The following is a 13,089-nucleotide window of genomic DNA, read 5'->3' on the forward strand; positions in this document are numbered from 1 at the left end:
ATGCGTGGTGGGGCCCGGTGCGCGGAGCACGGCGCCCGGTGCTCGCGTCGTCCGGTGCGCGGCGGGGTCCGGCGTGTGGCCCCGCGGCGGGGCCATGCGGGTGTGCGGCCCCGCGCCTACATCGTGCCGAGCGTGACCTCGGCCGTCTTCGCGCTGCCGCCGCGCTCGTAACCGACCTTCACCTTCTGTCCCGGCTTGTACGAAGCCAGCACCTCGGAGAGCGCCGTCAGTGACTTGACCGGTGTGGAGGCCACCCGGGTGACCACGTCCCCGGTCCGCAGCCCGGCGGCGCCCGCCGCGCCGCCCTTCGTGAGGGAGACCACCGCGACCCCAGCGGGCTGGAAGTCGGCGCCCACGACGGTGCGTCCGGTGATCCCCAGGGCGGCCCGGCCCGAGTTGGTGACCTTGCCGTTCTTGACGATCTGGCCCGCGATGTTGGTCACCATCGACGCCGGGATGGCGAAGCCGATGCCCGGTGCGGCGCCGCTGCCCAGCTGCGGGTCGGTCGCCGCCAGGGTGGGGATGCCGATGACCTTCCCGTCCAGGCCGACCAGCGCGCCACCGCTGTTGCCGGGGTTGATCGCGGCCGATGTCTGCACCATGTTCCCGATGGTCGCCCCGGTGCCGCCCCCCGAACTGCCCTCGCTCACAGTGCGTCCGGTGGCGGAGACGATGCCCTGGGTGACGCTGCTCGACAGCCCCAGCGGTGAGCCGAGGGCGAGCACGATGGTCCCCATGTCGACCTTGGACGAGTGGCTGAAGGAGGCGGCCTTCAGCCCGGACGGCACCTTGTCGAGCTTGATGACCGCCAGGTCCTGCGCGGGGTAGCTGGAGACCAGCCGGGCGTGCAGCTGGCCGCCGCCGGTGGCCGATGTGACCTTGAACTGCTTGGCCTTGCCGACCACATGGGCGTTGGTGACGATGTCGCCCTTGCCGTCGTAGACGATGCCCGAGCCGAGGTCGTTGCCCGACTCGATCTGGACGACGGAGGGCAGGACGTTCTTGATGACCTGCTCGTAGTTGCTCTGCAGGGCGTCCCCGCCGGTGGCCGGGGCCGCGCCGGTCCCGGAGCCGGTCGCGGGCGACGACGAAGGGCCGGAACCGGCGACGGGGGCGGACGAGGTGCCGGAACCTGCGCAGCCGCCGACCAGGGCGACGCCACAGATTCCTGCGGTCAGCGGCAGCAGCAGCCGGTGCGCACGGCTGCGGAGACGGCTACGGGCGCGGGTACGGGAGGAATCCATGTCCGTAGTGTCGCTTTTGTCAAGTGGGGTCTGCCTGCGGTGCGCCGCCGATCAGGGGAAGACCCGTCGGCCCCGGCCCGTAGGCCGCACCTCAGCCCCGCACACCGCACAGATGCAGCAGCGCCGCCACCCGCTTGTACGGTTCGGTGCGCCCGGCACGGTCCTCGGCCGCCAGCAGCCGGTCCAGCTCATGGGCGGACGGCAGCTCCTCGTCATTGCCCACGTTGTCGGTGAAGACCCGCACTCCGTACCAGGCGTGCAGGGGCGCCGCGATCCCGGCCAGGGTGGCGGTGACCGCTTCGAGCCGGTCGCCGCGCGCCGCCACGCCGAGCCTGTTCTCGTACGTGGCGCTGTCGAACGCGCCCAGCGCGGCGTCCCAGTCCCCGGCCAGCCCCGGCCGCATGGCCAGCGCGTCGCCGTTCCGTACGAGCAGCGAGAGCAGCCCGCCCGGCGCCAGCATCCTGGCGAGCCCGGCCAGCATCGCGTCCGGCTCGTCGGCGTACATCAGGACGCCGTGGCAGAGCACCACGTCGAAGCTGCCGGGCAGGAAGTGCGCACCGGTCTCCCGGCCGTCCCCGTCCATCAGCCGCATCCGCTCACGGATGCCCTCGGGCTCGGTGGCCAGCGCGTCGCGGGCCACCTTGAGCATCGCGGGGTCGGACTCCAGGCCGGTCACCGTGTGCCCGGCGCGGGCCAGCCGCAGGGCCTGGGTGCCCTGCCCGATCCCGACGTCGAGGATCCGCAGCCGCTGCCCCACCGGGAAGCGCGCCGCGAGCTGCTCGTCGAGCTGGCGCGCGACGAGCTCCTGGCGGACGGTGTTACGCAGCCCGCCGAGGCCCTTCAGCCATGCGGCCGAAGCGCCGTCGAACCCGGAGGCACCCGTGCTCAGGGCCGCTCTCCCCGCTTGACCTGCGGCTTCGGCAGGCGCATCCGGCGCATCTGGAGCGTGCGCATCAGGCCGTAGGCCAGGGCGCCGCCCTTGGGCTCGTTCGGGAAGCGCTCGTTCATCTGCTTCCGCATCCGGAACCAGATACCGGCCGAGTCGATGATGATCAGCACGATCACGATGAGCCAGAGCAGCAGCGCGATGCTCTGGATACCGGGCACCTGGACGACACTCAGTACCAGGATGACCACGGCGAGCGGCAGGAAGAACTCGGCGAGGCACCAGCGCGAGTCCACGTAGTCCCGCGCGAAGCGGCGGACCGGGCCCTTGTCCCGGGCCGGCAGATAACGCTCGTCGCCGCTGGCGAGAGCCTGGCGCTGCTTCGCCATGTCCGCACGGCGGGCCTCGCGCTGGCGCTTGGACGCCTCCTTGCGGTCGGTCGTGGGAGTGACCGCGCGGCGTCGCTGCTGCGCCTCATTCCGCTTGGGGGTGGGGCGACCTTTGGGGGCCTGCGGGTCGCGGGGGTGCTTGGAGAGGTCCGGCGTCACCTTGGAGGTGCGGGCCTTCTCTTCATTGGCGCGGCTTCGGAACACAAAGCCCAAGGGTACGGGGTGTGGTGCGGGGCACCAGGACCGAGGGGGAACGATCCCGCAACGGTCTGCCGGGGCTGCCGCCCGCCGGCGCCGTTTCCGCCGGTCGTCCGGGGGCTTTCCCCGATGCGCTTCTACTCCCTGCGCGGGAGCACGATCACCCAGGCTCGTCCTGGAGGAGGAGCGCATCCGCTCCCGAACAGTGCGGTAATGGATGCAGGCCCCGTAGTGTGGGTTCAAGTGCTGGAGCTGAAGTCCGTCAGAAGGGGGCGCGCGAAGCCCATGAGCGGTGTCATGAAGCGTATGGGAATGATCTTCCGCGCGAAGGCCAACAAGGCCCTGGACCGGGCCGAGGATCCGCGCGAGACCCTCGATTACTCGTACCAGAAGCAGCTTGAGCTGCTTCAGAAGGTACGCCGCGGGGTCGCCGACGTGGCCACCTCGCGCAAGCGTCTCGAACTGCAGCTGAACCAGCTGCAGGGACAGTCCACCAAGCTGGAGGACCAGGGACGCAAGGCCCTCGCGCTGGGCCGTGAGGACCTGGCCAGGGAGGCGCTGTCGCGCCGTGCCGCGCTGCAGCAGCAGGTCACGGACCTGGAGACGCAGCACCAGACGCTGCAGGGCGAGGAGGAGAAGCTCACGCTCGCCGCCCAGCGTCTGCAGGCCAAGGTCGATGCCTTCCGTACGAAGAAGGAGACCATCAAGGCCACCTACACGGCGGCCCAGGCGCAGACCCGGATCGCCGAGTCCTTCTCGGGTATTTCCGAGGAGATGGGCGACGTCGGCCAGGCCATCGCACGGGCCGAGGACAAGACGGCCCAGCTGCAGGCCAGGGCGGGCGCGATCGACGAGCTGCTCGCGTCGGGCGCCCTCGACGACCAGTCCGGGATGGGCAAGGACGACATCTCCGCCGAGCTGGACCGGATCTCCGGTGGTACGGATGTGGAGCTGGAGCTGCAGCGTATGAAGGCCGAGCTGGCCGGCGGGTCCTCCGGGTCCCAGCAGGCCATCGAAGGCAGTGAGCCGCAGGACAGGCCCCATCCGAATCTGGACAAGCAGTAGGGACGCGTCATGATCGTACGGGTCATGGGTGAAGGCCAGATGGAGCTGGCCGACAGCCACCTCACGGAGCTCAACAAGCTGGACGACGAGCTGCTCGTCGAGGTGCAGGGCGGCGACGAAGCAGGCTTCCGTCGCACACTCCACGCCCTGCTGGACAAGGTCCGGGAGCTGGGCACACCCCTCCCGGACGACTCCCTGGCCCCGTCCGAGCTGATCCTGCCGCCCGCCGACGCGACGTTGGCGGACGTCAGGGACATGCTCAACGACGACGGCCTGATCCCCGGCTGAGACCGGCCCCCGGCTGAGAGTGCCGTATCCGGTCCGGGCCCGTGCCGTAACCGGTCCGGGCCCACACCGTGACCGGCCCCGTGCCGTAACCGGTTCCGGGCCCACACCGTGACCCGTCCGGGCCGTGCCGGTGCACGCCGTACCGTTGCTGGACGTGACCCCCTCGTCGAAAGCCGCCACCCGCTACGCTCGGGCGAGCGGGTGGCTGCGCGCCCACCCGATGGCGCTCGACGCCGTGCTGGCGCTGGCCGTGCTCGTCTGCATGATCACCGGCTCCTTCGCCGACACCGGCGGCCCCGGCGGCCCGACCTTCGGCACCCGAAGCCCGGAGCTGCGCAGCGTCGTCCTGATGGTCGTCGGCGCGGCCGCCCTGGTGCTGCGGCGGCGCAGCCCGATGCCGGTGCTCGCGGTGACCGGCGCGGTCACCCTGGTGGAGCTGGTCGCCGGGGAGCCGCCCGCGCCGGTGGCGATGAGCGCGGTCATCGCGCTCTACACCGTCGCCTCCCGCACCGACCGCCCCACCACCTGGCGGGTCGGGCTGCTGACCATGGCCGTACTGACGGCTTCGGCGATGTGTTTCAGCCGGACCTCCTGGTACTCGCAGGAGAACCTCGGCATCTTCGCCTGGACCGGAATGGCCTCCGCCGCGGGCGACGCCGTACGCAGCCGCCGTGCGTTCGTCGACGCCATCCGGGAGCGCGCCGAGCGGGCGGAGCGCACCCGTGAGGAGGAGGCCGGGCGCCGGGTCGCCGAGGAGCGGCTGCGGATCGCCCGCGACCTCCACGATGTCGTCGCCCACCACATCGCCCTGGTCAACGTCCAGGCCGGGGTGGCGGCCCATGTCATGGACAAGCGCCCCGACCAGGCCAAGGAAGCGCTCGCCCACGTACGCGAGGCCAGCCGCTCCGCGCTGAACGAACTGCGCGCCACCGTCGGCCTGCTGCGCCAGTCGGGCGACCCCGAGGCACCCACCGAACCCGCGCCGGGGCTCGCGGTGCTCGACGAGCTGGTCGACACCTTCCGTAACGCGGGACTGCCCGTCGATGTCGCCTGCGCCCACGAGCTGACCGCCATGCCCGCGGCCGTCGACCTGGCCGCGTACCGGATCATCCAGGAGGCGCTGACCAATGTGCGCAAGCACGCGGGGCCCGGTGCGCGGGCCGAGGTCAGCGTGGTCCGGGTGGGCCCGGCCGTGGAGGTCACCGTCCTGGACGACGGCGCCGGCGGCCGGCCAGGACCGGACGGGGCGGACGGACCAGCCGGGCCGGCAGGTCCGGAGAGCGCCGGGCGCGGCACGGCGGCGGACGGCGGCGGACACGGTCTGATCGGGATGCGCGAAAGGGCGGCCGCGCTGCGCGGGTCCTGCTCGGCGGGCCCCCGCTACGGCGGCGGCTTCCGCGTACAGGCGATACTGCCGGTCACGGCCGGAGCGGGGGAGGACGTATGACGATCAGGGTGTTGCTGGCAGACGACCAGACGCTGCTGCGCAGCGCGTTCCGGGTGCTGGTGGACTCGGAGCCCGACATGGAGGTCGTCGGAGAGGCGGCCGACGGCGCGCAGGCGGTGGCACTCGCCCGCTCGGAGGCGCCCGACGTCGTCCTGATGGACATCCGGATGCCCGGCACGGACGGCCTCGCCGCCACCCGCATGATCAGCACCGACCCCGGACTGGCCGCGGTACACGTGGTGATGCTCACGACCTTCGAGGTGGACGAGTACGTGGTCCAGTCCCTGCGGGCCGGCGCGTCCGGGTTCCTCGGCAAGGGCGCGGAGCCCGACGAGCTGCTCAACGCGATCCGGATCGCGGCGGCCGGGGACGCGCTGCTCTCCCCGGTGGCCACCAAGGGCCTCATCGCGCGCTTCCTCGCCCAGGGCGGCAGCTCGGACGGTTCGGCCCCGCAGGAGTACGCGGGACGGCTGGCCGCCCTCACCGTCCGCGAGCGGGAGGTCCTCGTCCAGGTCGGCGGCGGCCACTCCAACGACGAGATCGCCGAGCGGCTGGCCGTCAGCCCGCTCACCGTCAAGACGCATGTGAACCGGGCGATGGCGAAGCTCGGGGCCCGGGACCGGGCCCAATTGGTGGTAATCGCCTACGAATCGGGCCTGGTCCACCCGAGGGCGTAGCGGCGGCCTACTCCACCTGCTGTATGCGCCGCATAAGTAGGAGACCTGGGAGCGACGAATCCGGCCTGCGGGATGGCTGAGGGTAGGGGTGGGCCACATGCCCCTTCGTCCTTCGGCTCCACCTGCCTCGCACGCCACAGAAGAGAGACCCCATGTCCTGGCTGTCCAGATTCAGCCTCGCGCAACGGGCCCTGATCGGGCTGATATCGATCGTCGCCGTCGTCTTCGGTGCGATCGCGATACCGCAGCTCAAGCAGCAGCTGCTGCCCACCATCGAACTTCCGATGGTGTCGGTTCTCGCCCCGTACCAGGGCGCGTCCCCCGACGTGGTCGAGAAGCAGGTCGTCGAGCCGCTCGAGGACAGCATCAAGTCCGTCGACGGCATCAAGGGTGTGAACTCCACGGCGAGCGAGGGCAACGCCGTGATCATGGCCCAGTTCGACTACGGCAACGGCACCAAGCAGCTCGTCGCCGATGTCCAGCAGGCCGTGAACCGGGCGCGGGTGAAGATCCCCGACTCGGTCGACCCGCAGGTCGTCGCCGGTTCGACCGACGACATCCCGACCGTCGTCCTCGCCGTCACCTCCGACAAGGACCAGCAGGCGCTCTCCGACCAGCTCGACCGCTCGGTCGTCCCGGTCCTGCAGAACATCGACGGCGTCGGCCAGGTCAGCGTCGACGGCGTACGGGACCTCCAGGTCACCGTCACCCCCGACACCAAGAAGCTGGCCGCCGCGGGACTGAACGCGGCGACGCTCAGCCAGGCGCTCCAGGCGGGCGGCGTCACGCTCCCGGCCGGCTCGTTCTCCGAGGACGGCAAGAGCCGCACGGTCCAGGTCGGCGGCGGCTACACCTCGCTGAAGCAGCTCGAGGACCTGCGCGTCACCGGCCAGGCCGCACCGGGCGGGGCGTCCGCGGGCGGCCGGCCCCCGAAGCCGGTCCGCCTCGGTGACATCGCCAAGGTCGCCCAGCGGCCCGCGGCAGCGGACTCGATCACCCGCACCGACGGAAAGCCCAGCCTCTCCCTGTCGATCACGATGGACCAGGACGGCAGCGCCGTCGCCATCTCCGACGCGGTCAAGGACAAGCTCCCGGAGCTGCGCAGGACCCTCGGCTCCCACAGCGATCTGACGGTCGTCTTCGACCAGGGCCCGTCCGTCTCGAAGTCGATCTCCGGCCTCACCACCGAGGGCGCCCTCGGCCTGCTCTTCGCCGTGATCGTCATCCTGGTCTTCCTGGCATCGCTCCGCTCCACCCTGGTCACCGCGCTCTCCATCCCGCTGTCGGTGCTGCTGGCGCTGATCGTGCTGTGGACCCGTGACCTCTCGCTCAACATGCTCACCCTCGGCGCGCTGACCATCGCGATCGGCCGGGTGGTCGACGACTCGATCGTCGTCCTGGAGAACATCAAGCGGCATCTGAGCTACGGCGAGGAACGGCAGACGGCCATCATCAGCGCCGTCCGTGAGGTCGCGGGCGCGGTCACCTCCTCCACTCTGACGACCGTGGCCGTCTTCCTGCCGATCGGCCTCGTCGGCGGCATGGTGGGCCAGCTCTTCGGCTCGTTCTCCATCACGGTCACCGCGGCGCTGCTCGCCTCGCTGCTGGTCTCGCTGACGGTGGTCCCGGTCTTCTCGTACTGGTTCCTGCGCGCCCCCAAGGGCTCCGCTGGCGTCGACCCGGAGGAGCTGCGCCGCAGGGCCGAGGAGAAGGAGGAGCGCAGCCGTCTGCAGCGCTTCTACGTCCCGGTGCTCCGCTTCGCGACCGGGCGCCGTATCACCAGCCTGGTCATCGCGGCCGTGGTGCTCGTCGCCACCTTCGGCATGGCCCCGCTGCTCAAGACCAACTTCTTCGACCAGGGCGACCAGGACACCCTGTCGCTCACCCAGAAGCTCGACCCGGGCACCAGCCTGCAGGCCGCCGACACCGCGGCCAAGAAGGTCGAGAAGGTGCTCGACGGCATCGACACGATCAAGGACTACCAGGTCACGGTCGGCTCATCCGGCTTCGCCGCTGCCTTCGGCGGCAGTACGGGAGCCAACCAGGCTTCGTACCAGGTGACCCTGAAGAACGCCTCGGACTACGACAGGACCCAGGACCGTATCGAGTCGGGCCTGGCCAAGCTGCACGGCATCGGCGACGCCAGTGTCGGCAGCGGCGGCGGCTTCGGCGACCAGGACCTCAGCGTCGTGGTCAAGGCCGGCGACGGCGACACCCTCAAGAAGGCGTCCGACCAGGTGCGGGCCGCGGTGGCCGGGCTCGACCACGTCAAGGACGTACAGAGCGACCTGTCGCAGAGCGTGCCGCGGATCTCCGTGAAGTCCAACGACAAGGCGGCCGCCGCCGGGTTCAACGAGACGACGCTGGGCGCGGCCGTCGGCCAGGCCGTCCAGGGCACCACGTCGGGCAAGATGATCCTGGACGACACCGAGCGGGACGTCGTCGTGAAGTCGGCGCAGCCGGCCACCACCCTCGCCCAGCTGAAGAACCTCAGCCTCGGGGCGGTCAAGCTCGGCGACATCGCCACGGTCAAGCTGGTCCCGGGACCGGTCTCGATGACCCGTATCGACGGCGCGCGCGCCGCGACGATCACGGCGAAGCCGACCGGTGACAACACGGGCGCGGTCACCACCGCGCTCCAGTCCAAGATCAACGAGGTCAAGAAGGCGCTGCCCAGCGGTGCCACCGTCGAGATCGGCGGGGTCTCGTCCGACCAGAGCGACGCGTTCAAGAACCTGGCGCTGGCCATGCTGGCCGCCATCGCGATCGTCTTCATGCTCCTGGTGGCGACGTTCCGTTCGCTGGTCCAGCCGCTGATCCTGCTGGTCTCGATCCCGTTCGCGGCCACCGGCGCCATCGGTCTGCTGCTCGTCACCGGCACCCCGATGGGTGTCCCGGCGATGATCGGCATGCTGATGCTCATCGGCATCGTGGTCACCAACGCGATCGTGCTGATCGACCTGATCAACCAGTACCGCTCGCGGGGTCTCGGCGTGGTCGAGGCGGTCGTGGAGGGCGGCAGGCACCGTCTGCGGCCGATCCTGATGACCGCACTGGCGACGATCTTCGCGCTGCTCCCGATGGCGCTCGGCGTCACCGGCGAGGGCGGCTTCATCTCGCAGCCGCTCGCGGTGGTGGTGATCGGTGGTCTGATCACCTCGACGCTGCTGACGCTGCTGCTCGTGCCGACGCTCTACGCGCTGGTGGAGCTCCGCAAGGAGCGCCGCGCGGCGAAGAAGGCGGCGAAGCGCGAGAAGAAGTCGGGCGGCGCGGCCCCGTCGGGCCCGTCGGGCGCCGACTCGTCGTCGGACGAGCCGGAGCCGGCGAACGTCTGACCCGCCTGGCATGACGAAGGGCCTGTCCCGCACGAGTGTGCGGGACAGGCCCTTCGTGGTCCTGCACCCCTACGGCAGCGCCAGCATCCGCTCCAGCGCCAGCTTCGCGTACTTCTCGGTCTCGGGGTCGACCTCGATCCGGTTCACCGTGTTGCCTGCGGCGAGCGACTCCAGCGTCCAGACCAGATGCGGCAGATCGATCCGGTTCATGGTCGAGCAGAAGCACACCGTCTTGTCGAGGAAGACGATCTCCTTGTCCGGGTGCGCGTCGGCCACCCTGCGCACCAGGTTGAGCTCGGTCCCGATCGCCCACTTCGAACCGGCGGGTGCCGCGTCGAGCGCCTTGATGATGTACTCGGTCGAGCCCACCTCGTCCGCGGCCGAGACGACCTCGTGCTTGCACTCGGGGTGGACCAGCACCCGTACGCCGGGGATCCGCTCGCGGACGTCGTTCACCGAGTCCAGCGAGAACCGCCCGTGCACCGAGCAGTGCCCGCGCCACAGGATCATCTTCGCGCCGCGCAGCTGCTCGGTGGTGAGGCCGCCGTTCGGCTTGTGCGGGTTGTAGAGGACGCAGTCGTCCAGCGACATCCCCAGGTCACGTACCGCGGTGTTGCGGCCCAGGTGCTGGTCGGGGAGGAAGAGGACCTGCTCGCCCTGGTCGAAGGCCCACTCCAGGGCGCGCTTCGCGTTCGACGACGTGCAGATCGTGCCGCCGTGCCGGCCGGTGAACGCCTTGATGTCGGCGGACGAGTTCATGTACGAGACGGGTACGACGCGGTCGGCGACGCCTGCGTCGGTCAGTACGTCCCAGCACTCGGCGACCTGTTCGGCGGTCGCCATGTCGGCCATCGAGCAGCCCGCGGCCAGGTCGGGGAGCACGACCTTCTGGTCGTCGGTGGTCAGGATGTCCGCCGACTCGGCCATGAAGTGCACACCGCAGAAGACGATGTACTCGGCCTCCGGCCTGGCGGCGGCGTCGCGGGCGAGCTTGAAGGAGTCGCCGGTCACGTCGGCGAACTGGATGACCTCGTCGCGCTGGTAGTGGTGGCCGAGCACGAAGACCTTGTCCCCGAGCTTCTCCTTGGCCGCGCGGGCGCGCTCCACCAGGTCCGGGTCGGACGGGGCGGGCAGGTCGCCGGGGCACTCCACGCCGCGCTCGCTCTTCGGGTCGGCCTCACGGCCGAGCAGCAGCAGCGCGAGCGGCGATGGCTGGACATCGAGATCCTGACGGGGCTGGGCGGTGGTCACGACACGCACCCTTTCTTCTCAAGAAATACGTGCGGCTTGTGCCGCTCCGGTGGAGCCGGTGCTGACACCGGGGCCTTCTCGTCTAAATGACGCTATCTATCATAGCCGCTTCACGTCACATTGACGATGCCAATCTCGTCAATGTGACGTATCCCTGGAGGTCCGGTTCTGTGACGTGGACCGAGGGGTGTGCGAGCATGAAGGGGCAAAGAGAAGCGCCAGGCCCGGAATGAATCCGTGGCCCTGCCGGTTGCAACGGTCGGCAAGCAGTCCGTACTTCCCCTGCCTCGGCGGGGAGACCCCATCCCGGGAGTGAAGCAGATGTCCGTATCGGACGAGAAGACCACGGTGAGCGACGGCATCCTCCTGTCCGACGCCGCCGCGTCCAAGGTCAAGGCCCTGCTCGACCAGGAAGGCCGTGACGACCTCGCGCTCCGCGTGGCTGTCCAGCCCGGCGGCTGCTCCGGCCTCCGCTATCAGCTCTTCTTCGACGAGCGTTCGCTCGACGGCGATGTGGTCAAGGACTTCGGCGGAGTCAAGGTCGTCACCGACCGGATGAGCGCCCCGTACCTGGGCGGCGCCTCCGTCGACTTCGTCGACACCATCGAGAAGCAGGGCTTCACCATCGACAACCCGAACGCCACCGGCTCCTGCGCCTGCGGCGACTCGTTCAGCTGAGCCTTTCCCGACAAAGGCAGGCGCCCAGCGGCGGCGGTCCCGGACATCCGGGGCCGCCGCCGCTGTCGTCTCACCTCTGCCGGTCCCGGCCTCTCCGGGCCCGGCTCACATCTGCGGTACGGGATCACCGTTCGCCGCGTTCACGACCCGCCGGCTCCCCAGCGGCTGGTCCAGCTGCACCTTCTGGGTCACCGGCCCGATGATGTCGGGGCAGACGGTCCCGGGCTTACGGACCGGCGCGCTCAGCGCCACCCGTACCGTGCTCCGGCTCTCGGTCGTGTGGACGCCGTACTTGCCGCACATCCGCCCCGTGAAGCGCAGGGTCAGGGCCCGTCCGTCGACGCGGTACGCCGTCAGGGTCTGGTCCGAGCCGCCGGGGCGGTTGACGTTCCCGGGCGGCGTCGGCCTGGCCAGATAGCGGTCCGGCACCGCAGGCTCGGTGACCGTGCGGGGAGCGGCCTTCCCCTCGGGCCGCGTCTCGAACAGCCAGGACGGCACGAGGATCTGCCGCCCCCCGGCCAGTCGCACCGCAAGCCCCAGCTCCGCATGGCTCACGGTCACCGCCTGCACGGCTCCCGGAGCCTTCGACGGCGATGACGGCGGCTGTACTGATGACGACGGCGGTGTGCAGGGCGCCGAGGGCGGAGCGCTCGTGCCGCCTGCGGGGCTCGTGCCGGTGGTGGCCGCGTGCCCGGTGAGCGGCTCCATCGTCGCGCAGCCCCCGGCCCCGGTGCCCGGGGACCCGGATCCGGGCGTGTTCAGCCGCTTCAGCGCGTCGGCCGCGCTGATCAGCGGATACGCCGGGCCCTTGACGGGCGCCTTCGACGGGCCGCTGCCGCCGCTCAGCCGGCCGTCCGCACCGATCCGCAGCCCGGTCGTCCAGCCGTACGTGGGCAGCCCGCCCACCTTCGGATCGGCGTTCACCACCCGCACCGAACCCAGCACCCGGCCCGCGTCGAGCTTCGCGTCACTCTCGCCCAGCGCCTTCAGTACGGGGGCGGCCGCGGCCTTCGCCGCCTGCTCGCTCACCGCCTTCCCACCGCCGTCCTGAGCCGAACCGCCGGTGGCGCAGCTCTTCCCGCGCGGGCAGTCGTCGGTGCCGCCGCTGCCGTACCGGGTGAACGTCCAGCTGCCGGGGGCCTGCCTGGGGACCTGCAGCAGCGGGCCCGAACCGTCCTTGGCCGCGCCCACCTTCCAGTCCGTGCCCACGAGCCGCGGTGTGCCCGCTACCCCGAGTGCGCCGGCCAGCCGCGCCACGTCGGCGGCGCTGACGGTGCCGTCGGCGCGGTACACCGGGGCGGTCTTCGGCGGGGCCGGGAAGGTCCCGTCGGAGCGGTAGACGGGGCCTCGCGGGTCGGGCTCGCCCGGCGCGATGCCCGGGGGGCCGCTGCTCTGCGCCGCCTGGTCGAGCGCGAGGGGCGGAGGGTCGGTGGCGCCGCCGCCGGGAGCGCCGCTGGTCTCCGCGCCTCCGTTGTCATGGCCCGCCGCGGTCGCCGCCCAGTAGGCTCCGCCGCCTCCCGCCAGCAGCACCGCTGCCGCTACCGAGGTGACGACGGCGGGGGACCGCCGCCTGCGGGGACGTGCCGTGTCGTGCTCGGGTCGCTCGCTGCTCACCGCATGCTCCTTCGACT

11 protein-coding genes are annotated in these 13,089 nt (G+C 71.1%); 6 read left to right on the plus strand and 5 right to left on the minus strand.

Annotated features, from left to right (window positions below):
• Positions 1-116 precede the first annotated feature (116 nt).
• The 3 genes from G3I19_RS15720 to G3I19_RS15730 form a co-directional block, all read right to left on the minus strand.
• The gene (locus tag G3I19_RS15720; protein ID WP_164264224.1) at positions 117-1,244 is read right to left on the minus strand and encodes a trypsin-like peptidase domain-containing protein; all 1,128 of its coding nucleotides are present in this window, start codon (positions 1,242-1,244) and stop codon (positions 117-119) included.
• 91 nt (positions 1,245-1,335) lie between these two features.
• Entirely contained in the window at positions 1,336-2,070 is a 735-nt protein-coding gene (locus G3I19_RS15725; protein ID WP_164264250.1) for a methyltransferase domain-containing protein, read from the minus strand.
• 59 nt (positions 2,071-2,129) lie between these two features.
• On the minus strand, positions 2,130-2,723 hold the full coding sequence (locus G3I19_RS15730; RefSeq protein ID WP_164264225.1) for a DUF3043 domain-containing protein: 594 nt from the start codon (positions 2,721-2,723) through the stop codon (positions 2,130-2,132).
• Positions 2,724-2,930: 207 nt separating this feature from the next.
• Between G3I19_RS15730 and G3I19_RS15735 the strand changes: the two genes are divergently transcribed.
• From G3I19_RS15735 to G3I19_RS15755, 5 genes are all read left to right on the plus strand, one after another.
• On the plus strand, positions 2,931-3,782 hold the full coding sequence (locus tag G3I19_RS15735; RefSeq protein ID WP_203599632.1) for a PspA/IM30 family protein: 852 nt from the start codon (positions 2,931-2,933) through the stop codon (positions 3,780-3,782).
• Positions 3,783-3,791: 9 nt separating this feature from the next.
• Positions 3,792-4,070 (plus strand): hypothetical protein, encoded by a 279-nt coding sequence (locus G3I19_RS15740; RefSeq protein ID WP_164264227.1) that lies wholly within the window; start codon positions 3,792-3,794, stop codon positions 4,068-4,070.
• Positions 4,071-4,290: 220 nt separating this feature from the next.
• Positions 4,291-5,517: a sensor histidine kinase gene (locus G3I19_RS15745; RefSeq protein ID WP_164264251.1), complete on the plus strand. Its 1,227-nt coding sequence runs from the start codon at positions 4,291-4,293 to the stop codon at positions 5,515-5,517.
• On the plus strand, positions 5,514-6,194 hold the full coding sequence (locus G3I19_RS15750) for a response regulator transcription factor (RefSeq protein ID WP_164264228.1): 681 nt from the start codon (positions 5,514-5,516) through the stop codon (positions 6,192-6,194). Before G3I19_RS15745 ends, G3I19_RS15750 begins: the two co-directional genes overlap by 4 nt.
• Positions 6,195-6,346: 152 nt before the next feature.
• Complete coding sequence (locus G3I19_RS15755; RefSeq protein ID WP_164264229.1) at positions 6,347-9,529, plus strand: efflux RND transporter permease subunit; 3,183 nt, start codon at positions 6,347-6,349, stop codon at positions 9,527-9,529.
• Positions 9,530-9,598: 69 nt separating this feature from the next.
• On the opposite strand, the gene nadA is transcribed toward G3I19_RS15755, so the two are convergent.
• Positions 9,599-10,789: a quinolinate synthase NadA gene (gene nadA / locus G3I19_RS15760; RefSeq protein ID WP_164264230.1), complete on the minus strand. Its 1,191-nt coding sequence runs from the start codon at positions 10,787-10,789 to the stop codon at positions 9,599-9,601.
• Positions 10,790-11,101: 312 nt separating this feature from the next.
• Here nadA and G3I19_RS15765 point away from each other — a divergent pair, with 312 nt between their 5' ends.
• Positions 11,102-11,458, plus strand: coding sequence for an iron-sulfur cluster assembly accessory protein (locus G3I19_RS15765; RefSeq protein ID WP_164264231.1), 357 nt, complete (start codon positions 11,102-11,104; stop codon positions 11,456-11,458).
• Positions 11,459-11,563: 105 nt separating this feature from the next.
• Here G3I19_RS15765 and G3I19_RS15770 read toward each other — a convergent pair whose 3' ends face one another.
• Positions 11,564-13,072: a hypothetical protein gene (locus tag G3I19_RS15770; protein ID WP_164264232.1), complete on the minus strand. Its 1,509-nt coding sequence runs from the start codon at positions 13,070-13,072 to the stop codon at positions 11,564-11,566.
• Between the last annotated feature and the right edge of the window lie 17 nt (positions 13,073-13,089).

The organism is Streptomyces sp. SID10853 (assembly GCF_010548145.1).
GTDB lineage: Bacteria > Actinomycetota > Actinomycetes > Streptomycetales > Streptomycetaceae > Streptomyces.